This is a genomic window from Microbacterium sp., from assembly GCF_031988965.1.
Taxonomy (GTDB): domain Bacteria; phylum Actinomycetota; class Actinomycetes; order Actinomycetales; family Microbacteriaceae; genus Microbacterium.
The window spans coordinates 10,616-21,099 of sequence record NZ_DALZXX010000029.1 but is presented as its reverse complement, the minus strand read 5'-3'; the positions used below and the strand labels follow the sequence as shown (position 1 = coordinate 21,099).

The following is a 10,484-nucleotide window of genomic DNA, read 5'->3' as shown; positions in this document are numbered from 1 at the left end:
CCTCGTCGAGGGTTCTGGTGGAGAGCATGTGGCGCACGTCGGCGAGGGCCGAGGGCGCCATCGAGAGACTCGTCGCCCCGAGGCCGACGAGCACGAGCGCGAGCATCGGGTCGGCTGCGGCCTCACCGCAGATGCCCACCGGCTTGCCCAGGCGAGCGCCGGCGGCGCCCACTTCGCGCACGAGTCGGAGCACGGCGGGGTGCCACGGGTCCTGGAACCCGGCGACGGAACCCAGCATGCGGTCGGCGGCCATCGTGTACTGCGTGAGGTCGTTCGTGCCGATCGACGCGAAATCCGCATGCGCGAGGATTCGGTCGGCGAGCAGCGCGCTGGACGGAATCTCGACCATGACGCCCGCCGTCTTGAGGCCGTACTCGCGGGCGAGCGAGGTGAAGTACTGCGTCTCCTCGACGGTCGCGACCATCGGCGCCATGACCCACAGGTCGGCCTCGGTGGCGGCATCCGCCTCGGCGAGAGCAGTCAGCTGTTCGCGCAGGATGTCCTCGCTCGCGCGGAGGGCACGCAGGCCACGGAGGCCCAGCGCCGGATTCTCTTCGTGAGCGTCGTTGAGGAAGGCCAGCGGCTTGTCGGCGCCGGCATCCAGCATCCGGACGACGACCTTCTTGCCCGGGAAGGCCGCGAGCAGCTCGCGGTACGATTCGCGCTGCTGCTCGACGGTCGGCGCCTGGGCCGACGAGAGGAAGAGGAACTCGGTGCGGAACAGCCCGACGCCCTCGGCCCCACGTTCGACGGCATCGGATGCGTCTGCAGGTTTCCCCAGATTCGCCAGCAGCGGGATCAGCGTGCCGTCGGCGAGGGCGCCGGGAGTCAGCGGTGCGGAATCCGCGGAACGACGGGCGGCGGCGCGCTGCTCGGCGCGCTGCTTCTCGTCATCCGTCGGATCCACGGTCACGATGCCTGCCGCCGCATCGACGATCACGGGCCGACCGGTGGTCAGCTCGGATGCCGAGGCCGCGCCGACGATCGCGACGATGCCCTTCTCGCGGGCGAGGATCGCGGTGTGCGACGTGGGACCGCCGTCGAAGGTGACGAGCGCGAGCACCTGGTCGAGGTCGAGCAGCGCGGTGTCGGCCGGGGCGAGGTCGCGGGCCACGAGGACGAACGGATGCCCCGGGTCGGGGACGCCGGGGGCATCGACGCCGCGCAGGCGGGCGAGCACGCGCTGGGCGATGTCGTCGAGGTCTGCGGCGCGTTCGCCGAGGTACCCGCCGACCGCCTCGAGGGTGGCGCGGAAGCCCGCGAATGCATCGTGCACGGCCCACTCGGCGGTGGCGCCGTCGTCGATGCGCGCGTCGACCTCATCCTGAAGCGTCGGGTCCTCGGCGATCATCGCCTGGGCCTCGAGCACCTCCTGCGCCGATCCGCCGGCGGTCTCGCCACGCGCGGTCAGCTCCTGGGCGACGGCGGCGATGGCCTCACGGACTCGGGAGCGCTCGGCGTCGATGCCCTGGGTGCTGGGAGTGTTCTCGGGAGCAGGCAGAGCCTCGGCCATCCGGACGACGACACCCTGCGCGACACCCAGACCGATGCCGACCCCGCGCACGTCGCTCATGCGCCCTCCTGGTCGTGATCGGTGGTGAGCAGCTCGGTCAGGGTGTCGAGAACACCCTCCGCGCTGTCGCCGTCGGCGGTCAGGGTCACGTAGTCGCCGTACTCGATCGCGAGGGCGATCACTCCGAGGATGCTGGCCGCGTTGACCGCCTTACCGGAGTCCTTGGCGATCGTGACGGGGATGCCGGAGTCCTTCGCGGCCTGCGCGAACAGCTTCGCGGGGCGGGCGTGCAGCCCGTGCGACGAGCCGATGCGGACGGTGCGGGAGACGGTCATGATGTTCCTTCCGGGATGGTCGTGACGCCGACGAGGATCGAGCGCGCGAGTGCGAGGGTGCGGGAGCCGTCACGGTCGGAGAACACGTCCTCGGGGAGGACGGCCACAGGGACCTGCGCGGCAGCGCGGATGGCATCGAGACGGTCGGCCAGATGCGGGCCGACGAGGACGAGGTCGTGATCGCCGGGGGAGACGGTGTGCTCCATGCCGGCAGAGGCGTCCCAGTCGAGGCCGGCGTCTGTCGCCGCCCGCCGGAGTCGTTGCGCGACGAACGTGCTCGACGCACCCGCGCCGCACACCACGAGGATCCTCATTGATGCCACCTTTCCTGAGAACAGTCTGGGAACTCCGGCGGAAAGGTGCCAACACGTTCCTTTCCGCCCCCGCGGAATGTCGGTTTCGAGACGCGGCGCCCGGGTAGCTGACATCATGGAAGTCACGCCGGGACAGTGCGGTCGGCACGAAGCAGGGGAGGATCATGTCGCGTCAGCGCCAGGACCAGCTCCTCGCCACCCTGCTGCGTCAGGGCACCTGGGCCACCGCCGCGAGTCTCGCCGATCAGCTGGGCGTCACGCCGCGGAGCATCCGCTCGTACGTCGCGGCGCTCAACGCACGGACGGGCGATGCGGATGCCGTCGAATCGGGTCCCGCGGGCTATCGCGCCGCCGCCGGAGCACGGGACGCGCTGCGGACGAGGCAGAGCCGGGACTCGGCACCGCGAGACCGCCTGCACGCGCTCGTCCGCACGCTGCTCGACGTGCCCGCCGGGATCGATGTCTTCGAGATGGCCGATCGCCTGCACGTCAGCGAGGCCACCGTCGAAGCGGACCTCTCACGGGTTCGGGGCCTGCTCGACGGCACCGCGCTGGCCCTCGAGCGCGACCGCGAGGTCGTGCGGTTGCGCGGCACCGAGGCGGCGCAGCGACGCCTGCTCTCCCGACTCGCTCACGACGAGATGGACGCCGCATCCTTCCACCCCGAGACCTTCCGTCGTGCACTCGCCGCCACCGCGGTCGGTGCCGACGCCGTCGCTCCCTTCAAATCCGAGTTGGTGCGCGAACTCGGTGTCCTGGGCTACTACGTCAACGAGCTCGCGATCTCCGACGTCCTGCTGCACATCGCGATCGCCGCGGAGCGGGTGGCCGGGGGGCATTCGCTCGACTCGGCTCCGCCCAGCGCCCGCGAGGAGATCCCGCAGGTCGGTGCGGTGATCGCGCGGCTCGCGGAGGAGCACTTCTCGGTCACGCTCGGGGAGGGCGACAGCGGGCACCTCGCCTCGCTCGTGCTGACACGCATCGTCGCCCCCGGGCAGGACGCCACTCGCGAAGTCGCCCGCAGCGGTGTGGCACCGGGAGTGGAAGACGCGGTGCGCGCTGAGCTCGCGCGCGCCGCCCATGATTTCGAGGTCGACCTCGTCGACGAGACGTTCGTGCTGCGCCTCGCCCTGCACGTGCAGAATCTGCTGCGCCGCGCCGAGGAGAGAGCGCTCACCCGCAACCCGCTGACCCGCTCGCTCAAGACGTCGTACCCGATGATCTTCGAGGTCGCGGTATCGATCGCGAGCGGCCTGCATGATCGGCTCGGCACTCCGATCCACGACGACGAGATCGCCTACATCGCCATGCACGTCGGCGGGCGTCTGGAGCGCAGCCGCAAGGCGGAGTCGATCCTGACCGCCACGATCGTCTGCCCGGGGTACTACGAACTGCACGAGCTGCTCCGCTCGAGCGTCGACCGCTCTCTCGGCACCGCGATCGAGGTCACGAGCGTCGTCACGAAGGTCGATCCCGATTGGTCTTCTTTCGATACGGATCTCGTGCTCAGCACCATCGAGCCGGGAGCCGCGGGCGACCGGTTCGTGCGCATCCAGCCCTTCCTCACCGACGCCGACGTCGATCGCATCCAGCAGGCCGCCGCGCGTGTGCGTCGCGGCCGTCGTCTCACCCGACTGCGCGCCGAGCTCGCCCGCTACTTCGACGCGGATGCGTTCGTGCACCCGCTGCCCGATGAGGGAGAGGAGGCGATCATCCGCCGTCTCGGGGGACTCCTCGTCGATGCCGGTCTCATCGGCGAGGACTACGTCGAGAACACGATCCTGCGCGAGCGGATGTCATCGACCGCGTTCACGGACGCCCTCGCGGTGCCGCACGCGCTGCAGATGACCGCGACACGCACGGCCATCGCGATCGGCGTCGCCGACGGCTCGGCCGCCTGGGGTGAGGGACGCGTGCAGGTCGTCGCGCTCGCCGCCTTCAGCGAGAGCGATCGGGCCGCGTTCCAGACGGTGTTCGAGCAGCTCGTCGAGGTCTTCAGCGAGCGCGAGAGCGTGCAGCGCATCGTGCGTCGCGGCACCACCTTCGAGGCGTTCCTCGACGAGCTCGTGGCGGTCATCGACGGCTGACCCCGTCGTCGTCAGCGCGGTGGATCCAACACGCCGGCGAGGGTGTCGAGCACCCTTTCCGCGCCCACCGAGTCCGCGGTCTCGAGCACGACGACGTCGCCGGGGGTGAGGCCGAGGTCCATGAGCGCGAGAACACTGCTCAGGTCCACGACCGCCCCCGTCGACGTCTGCAGGGTCACCGCGTGCGGGTGCGTCTGCACCACCCGCACGAGCTCAGCGACGGGACGCGCGTGCACCCCGTTGTGGGTGCTGATGATCACCTGTCGTCTCGGCATGCGTTACGAGCGTTCTTCCAGGAGGGAGCGCACGGCGGCCTCGAGCTCGCGGACGATCTCAGCGGCGCGGCCGGCCGAGTCGGCCTTGGCGTCGATGTAGACCTTCAGCTTCGGCTCGGTGCCGCTCGGTCGCACGATGATGCGGGAGCCGTCCGCCAGACGGTAGCGCAGCACGTCACCGGACGGCGCACCCTCGCGGGCGTGCAGCAGGTCTTCGGCCGAAGCGACCGAGTGGGCGTCGAATCGCGCCGGCGGCAGGGTGCGCAGCGACAGCATCACGCGCCCGATCACCGACAGGTCGTCGACCCGGATCGAGACCTGCCCGCTCGCGAAATGGCCGTACGTCTCGCCCAGTTCAGCGACCAGATCGCTCAGCGACGAGCCGCGCTCGTGTGCCTCGGCGGCGAGGCCGAGAACCGCGACGGCAGCAGAGATGCCGTCCTTGTCGCGCACGGTCTCGGGGTTGACCAGATAGCCGAGCGCCTCCTCGAACCCGTAGACGATGCCGGGGGCGCGGGAGATCCACTTGAATCCCGTGAGCGTTTCGTGGAACTCGAGTCCGTGGTGTGCGGCGATGGCACCGAGACCCGGCGACGACACGAGCGAGCACGCGAGTGAGGCGCCTTCGGTGCCTTCCGCGGCCTTCGCCGCGCGGGCGCCGAGCAGCAGTCCGACCTCGTTGCCGGTGAGTCGTCTCCATCCGTTCTCCGACGAGGCGTCGGGGACGGCCACGGCGAGGCGGTCGGCATCCGGGTCGTTGGCCAGGATGAAGTCGGCCTGCACACGTCGTCCGCGCGCGAACGCGAGGTCCATCGCTCCCGGTTCCTCGGGGTTGGGGAACGACACGGTGCGGAAGGTCGCGTCGGGCTTCAGCTGCTCTCCGACGACCATCGGCTGCGGGTAGCCCGCGGCGGTCACGATCTTCGACAGGGTCTCCCAGCCGACACCGTGCATCGCCGTGTACACCCAGCGCAGGCCGGAAGCCGATTTCGGGGCCGGAGCGACGGCGGCGGTGGCCGCGATGTACGCGTCGACGACGTCCTCACCCGCCGTCTCATACGACGTCGAGCGGGGGAGCGTCGAGATGTCATCCGCATCGGCCACGCGCTGGATGTGAGCCGCGATCTCGGCATCCGCCGGGGCCACGATCTGCGCACCCTGGCTCGCACCGCCGAGGTACACCTTGTAGCCGTTGTCGTTCGGCGGGTTGTGCGAGGCGGTGACCATGACTCCTGCGTCCGCGCCGAGGTGACGGACGGCGAAGGCGAGCACCGGGGTCGGCAGCAGACGAGGCAGCAGGATCGCGCGGAGTCCTGCGCCGGCGAACAGCTCCGCCGAGTCGGTGGCGAAGACGCGCGAGTTGCGACGGCCGTCGTAGCCGATCACGACGGTCGGGGTGCCGTCGGTCGAGCGCTCGCGCAGATACGCCGCGAATCCGGCGGCGGCCTGCGCGACGAGCACGCGGTTCATGCGGTTGCTGCCGGCGCCGAGGGCACCGCGCAGGCCGGCCGTGCCGAACGCCAGACGTGTGCCGAAACGGTCGTCGAGCTCGGCGATCGCGTCGTCATCGCCGGCCGAGGCTCGGGTGATGACCGCGGCGAGCTCGTCACGCGTCTCGTGGTCGGGGTCCTGCCTCATCCAGGCGCGAGCCTGCGCGAGGCGCTCGTCGCTCACAGCGCCTCGACCACTCGGGCCAGCAGCGCCGAGATCACCGGCTCCGCCTCGCGGCCCGCCTCGATCACCTCGGCGTGGCTGAGCGGGGTCTTCTGGATGCCGGCGGCGAGGTTCGTGATGAGCGAGAAGCCGAGGATCTCCATGCCGGCCTCGCGGGCGGCGATCGCTTCGAGAGCGGTCGACATGCCGACGATGTGTCCGCCGATGTGCTTCGCCATCTGCACCTCGGCCGGCGTCTCGTAGTGCGGACCGCGGAACTGCGTGTAGACGCCCTCGTCGAGCGTGGGGTCGACGGTGCGGGCGATGTCGCGCAGGCGCGTCGAATAGAGATCCGTCAGGTCGATGAAGGTGGCACCCTCGAGCGGCGAGTCGGCGGTGAGGTTGATGTGATCGCTGATGAGCACGGGCTGTCCCGGCGTCCAGGTCTCCCGCACGCCGCCGGCGCCGTTGGTGAGGACCATGATCTTCGCCCCGGTCGCTGCCGCCGTGCGCACGGAGTGCACCACCCGACGCACGCCGTGGCCCTCGTAGTAGTGGGTGCGGGCTCCGATGACGAGCACGTTCTTGCCGTCGGGGGTGCGGATGCTGCGCAGGGTGCCGACGTGGCCCTCGAGTGCCGGCTTCGAGAAACCGGTGACCTCGGTGGCAGGGATCGTGGCGGTGGTCTCGCCGATGATGTCGGCGGCCTTCCCCCATCCGCTGCCGAGGGTCAGGGCGATGTCGTGCTTCTCGACTCCGGTCAGCCGCGCGATGTCTGCGGCGGCTGCGGCGGCGACCTCGAACGGGTTCGCGGTGGGATCGTCGAGAGGGTTGGTGTGTGTTTCGGACATGGATCCACTCTAGGAAGGTGCAGGCTCGGGTGCCAGGATTGCGAGAGAATGGGAACCATGTCTTCCACCCCTTTTGAGCGCACTCAGCGCGTCGCCGTGCTCGGCGGCGGTCCCGGCGGCTACGAGGCGGCACTCGCCGCCGCCCAGCTCGGAGCCGAGGTGACCCTGGTCGAGCGTGTGGGTGTCGGCGGCGCGGCGGTCCTCACCGACGTCGTGCCCTCGAAGAGCCTGATCGCGACGGCCGACGCTGCCATCGCGATCTCGGAGGCCTCTGACCTCGGTGTGCAGTTCTACGCGAAGGGCGAGCACGGCAAGCCGTTGAAGCCCGAGATCGCGATCAACCTCGCCGCGGTCAACAAGCGACTCATCGCCCTCGCCGGACAGCAGTCCGAGGACATGCGCTCCGCGCTGCTCGAGGCCGGCGTGCGCATCCTGTCCGGACACGGGCGTCTCGAGGGGCCGAACGCGATCATCGTGTCGACCGGCTACGGCGGCACGGACTTCGACCGCATCGAGGCCGACACGATCATCGTCGCGGTCGGCGCCTCGCCGCGCGAGCTGGACTCGGCGAAGCCCGACGGCAAGCGCATCCTCACGTGGACGCAGCTGTACGACATGAAGGCTCTGCCCGAGCACCTCATCGTGGTCGGCTCCGGTGTCACCGGTGCCGAGTTCGCCTCGGCCTACATGAACCTGGGCGCAAAGGTCACTCTGGTCTCCAGCCGGGACCAGGTGCTGCCCGGTGAGGACCAGGATGCGGCCCGCGTGCTCGAGAAGGTCTTCAAGCGCGGCGGCATGACGGTGCTCTCCAAGGCACGCGCCGAGAAGGTCGAGGTCACGAAGGACGGCGTGACGGCGACGCTGTCGGACGGCCGCACGGTCGACGGCAGCCACTGCCTCATGGCCGTCGGTTCGATCCCCAACACCGCGGGCATCGGCCTCGAGGATGCCGGTGTCGAACTCGACGAGAGCGGACACGTCCGCGTCAATCGTGTGGCTCGCACCTCGGTTCCGAACGTCTACGCCGTCGGCGACTGCACGAACTTCTTCCCGCTCGCATCCGTGGCGTCCATGCAGGGGCGTACGGCCGTGTTCCACGCGCTCGGTGACATCGTGATCCCGCTCGAGCTGATCAAGATCACCTCGAACATCTTCACCGCCCCCGAGATCGCCACGGTCGGCTACTCCGAGAAGGACGTCGAAGACGGCGTCGCCGACGGGCTCGTCTACAAGCTGCCGCTCGCCGCCAACCCGCGCGCGAAGATGATGGGCATCAAGGACGGATTCGTGAAGCTGATCGCACGCAAGGGCTCTGGCACCGTGATCGGCGGCGTGATCGTCGGACCGAAGGCATCCGAGCTGATCTACCCGATCGCCGTCGCGGTCGAGCGACGCCTGACCGTCGATCAGGTGTCCCGCGTGTTCGCGGCGTACCCGTCGCTGTCGAGCAGCATCACGGACGCGAGCCGCGCGATGCACCTCGTCAACGCGAAGATCTCCTGATCCACACAGCAGATGAGAAGAGGCGCCCCGCGTGAGCGGGGCGCCTCTTCTCATCTGAGGACAGCTGCGGTCAGCTGATCGTGAGCAGCTGGTGTCCGGCCGAAACGGTGGCACCTGCACTCGCGTTGATGTTGCCGATCACGCCGTCCTTGTGCGCCTGCAGGGGCTGCTCCATCTTCATCGCCTCGAGGACGACGACGAGGTCGCCCTTGACGACCTGCTGCCCGTCTTCGACCGCGACCTTGACGACGGTGGCCTGCATGGGCGACTTCACGGCGTCGCCGGACGCTCCGGCGCTGACGGAGGTCGCGTGGCTCCGACGCGACGGCGGCACGGCCGCGGGGCGTCCGGCGGTTCCCGGGGCGACCGCGACGCGGTCAGGCAGGCTGACCTCGAGGCGCTTGCCGGCGACCTCGACGACCACGGTGTGGCGGTTCTCCGCGGCGGCGGGCGACTCGAGCTCGCCGTCCCACGCGGGGATGTCATTGACGAACTCGGTCTCGATCCAGCGCGTGAAGACGCCGAACTCGCCGTTCTCTGCGGTGAAGGCCGGGTCGTTCACGACCTTGCGGTGGAAGGGGATCACGGTCGGGAGTCCGGCGACCTCGAACTCGTCGAGGGCACGGCGCGAGCGCTCGAGAGCTTCGGCGCGATCCTTGCCCGTGACGATGATCTTCGCGAGAAGGGAGTCGAACGCACCCGAGACCGAATCGCCGGCGGTGACGCCGGAGTCGAGGCGGATGCCGGGGCCGCCGAAGGTCTTGAAGACGTGGACGGGACCGGGCTGGGGGAGGAACCCGCGACCGGGGTCTTCACCGTTGATGCGGAACTCGATCGAGTGACCGGTCGGCTTCGGGTCGTCGTAGTCGATCGTGCCGCCGGCGGCGATTCGGAACTGCTCGCGCACCAGGTCGATGCCCGTGACCTCTTCGGAGACGGGGTGCTCGACCTGCAGACGGGTGTTCACCTCGAGGAACGACACCGTGCCGTCGGCACCGATCAGGAACTCGCAGGTCCCGGCGCCGACGTAGCCGACCTCCTTGAGGATCGCCTTCGACGCCGAATAGAGCAGGTCGTTCTGCTCGTCGGTGAGGAACGGCGCGGGCGCCTCCTCGACGAGCTTCTGGTGACGGCGCTGCAGCGAGCAGTCGCGGGTCGAGATGACCACGACGTTGCCCTCGGCATCCGCCAGGCACTGCGTCTCGACGTGACGCGGCTTGTCGAGGTACTTCTCGACGAAGCACTCGCCGCGGCCGAAAGCGGCGACGGCCTCGCGCGTCGCGGATTCGAACAGCTCGGCGACCTCGTCGAGCTCGCGGGCGACCTTGAGGCCGCGTCCGCCGCCGCCGTAGGCGGCCTTGATCGCGATCGGCAGGCCGAACTCCTTCGCGAAGGCGACGACCTCGTCTGCACCTTCGACGGGGCCGGGGGTGCCGGGGGCGAGCGGAGCGCCCACCTTCTCGGCGACGTGACGTGCGGTGACCTTGTCGCCGAGGGCCTCGATGGCCTCGGGAGAGGGGCCGATCCAGGTCATGCCTGCGCCGACGACGGCGCGGGCGAACTCGGCGTTCTCCGCGAGGAAGCCGTAGCCCGGGTGCACGGCGTCGGCGCCGGCGCGGCGGGCGATCGAGAGGATCTTCTCGATCTGCAGATAGGTCTCGGCGCTCGTGGCTCCGCCGAGGGCGAAGGCCTCGTCGGCGAGGCGAGTGTGCAGAGCGTCGCGATCCTGGTCGGCGTACACGGCGACCGAGGCGATCCCCGAGTCACGAGCGGCACGGATGATGCGTACGGCGATCTCGCCGCGGTTGGCGATGAGCACCTTGGCGATATCAGGCATGGTTGCCAGCCTAGCGAGAAGCAGGTCGATCCATTTGACGACTCTCCACAAGAAAGAGGGAGAAACGTCGACGAGACCCTACGACCAGAGGTCGGTCCACGCGACGCCGAGGTCGG

General features: G+C 69.7%; 9 protein-coding genes. 2 read left to right on the top strand and 7 right to left on the bottom strand.

Annotation, left to right across the window (positions count from 1 at the left end; genetic code table 11):
• The 3 genes from ptsP to RTM68_RS08040 all read right to left on the bottom strand — a co-directional run.
• The coding region (gene ptsP / locus RTM68_RS08050; RefSeq protein ID WP_312169896.1) for a phosphoenolpyruvate--protein phosphotransferase at positions 1 to 1,573 on the bottom strand (1,573 nt) is incomplete at its 3' end.
• On the bottom strand, positions 1,570 to 1,848 hold the full coding sequence (locus tag RTM68_RS08045) for an HPr family phosphocarrier protein (RefSeq protein WP_312169895.1): 279 nt from the start codon (positions 1,846 to 1,848) through the stop codon (positions 1,570 to 1,572). The genes RTM68_RS08045 and ptsP, both read right to left, overlap by 4 nt.
• On the bottom strand, positions 1,845 to 2,162 hold the full coding sequence (locus tag RTM68_RS08040; RefSeq protein WP_312169893.1) for a hypothetical protein: 318 nt from the start codon (positions 2,160 to 2,162) through the stop codon (positions 1,845 to 1,847). Before RTM68_RS08040 ends, RTM68_RS08045 begins: the two co-directional genes overlap by 4 nt.
• 164 nt (positions 2,163 to 2,326) lie before the next feature.
• Between RTM68_RS08040 and RTM68_RS08035 the strand changes: the two genes are divergently transcribed.
• The gene (locus tag RTM68_RS08035; protein ID WP_312169892.1) at positions 2,327 to 4,249 is read left to right on the top strand and encodes a PRD domain-containing protein; all 1,923 of its coding nucleotides are present in this window, start codon (positions 2,327 to 2,329) and stop codon (positions 4,247 to 4,249) included.
• Between the two features lie 11 nt (positions 4,250 to 4,260).
• Here the strand turns inward: RTM68_RS08035 and RTM68_RS08030 are convergent, their stop codons facing one another.
• Genes RTM68_RS08030 through RTM68_RS08020 form a run of 3 tightly spaced genes read right to left on the bottom strand, consistent with a single transcriptional unit; the run spans position 4,261 to position 7,028 of the window.
• Complete coding sequence (locus RTM68_RS08030) at positions 4,261 to 4,524, bottom strand: HPr family phosphocarrier protein (protein WP_312169890.1); 264 nt, start codon at positions 4,522 to 4,524, stop codon at positions 4,261 to 4,263.
• Between the two features lie 3 nt (positions 4,525 to 4,527).
• Positions 4,528 to 6,198 (bottom strand): phospho-sugar mutase, encoded by a 1,671-nt coding sequence (locus tag RTM68_RS08025; RefSeq protein WP_312169888.1) that lies wholly within the window; start codon positions 6,196 to 6,198, stop codon positions 4,528 to 4,530.
• Positions 6,195 to 7,028 carry a purine-nucleoside phosphorylase gene (locus tag RTM68_RS08020; protein WP_312169886.1) on the bottom strand — a complete coding sequence of 278 codons (834 nt, stop codon included), beginning with the start codon at positions 7,026 to 7,028 and terminating at the stop codon, positions 6,195 to 6,197. Before RTM68_RS08020 ends, RTM68_RS08025 begins: the two co-directional genes overlap by 4 nt.
• 48 nt (positions 7,029 to 7,076) lie before the next feature.
• Here RTM68_RS08020 and RTM68_RS08015 point away from each other — a divergent pair, with 48 nt between their 5' ends.
• Positions 7,077 to 8,531, top strand: a complete 1,455-nt coding sequence (locus tag RTM68_RS08015) for an NAD(P)H-quinone dehydrogenase (protein ID WP_312169884.1) — start codon at positions 7,077 to 7,079, stop codon at positions 8,529 to 8,531.
• Positions 8,532 to 8,601: 70 nt separating this feature from the next.
• Here the strand turns inward: RTM68_RS08015 and RTM68_RS08010 are convergent, their stop codons facing one another.
• Positions 8,602 to 10,368, bottom strand: coding sequence for a biotin carboxylase N-terminal domain-containing protein (locus RTM68_RS08010; RefSeq protein WP_312169882.1), 1,767 nt, complete (start codon positions 10,366 to 10,368; stop codon positions 8,602 to 8,604).
• Positions 10,369 to 10,484: the final 116 nt, after the last annotated feature.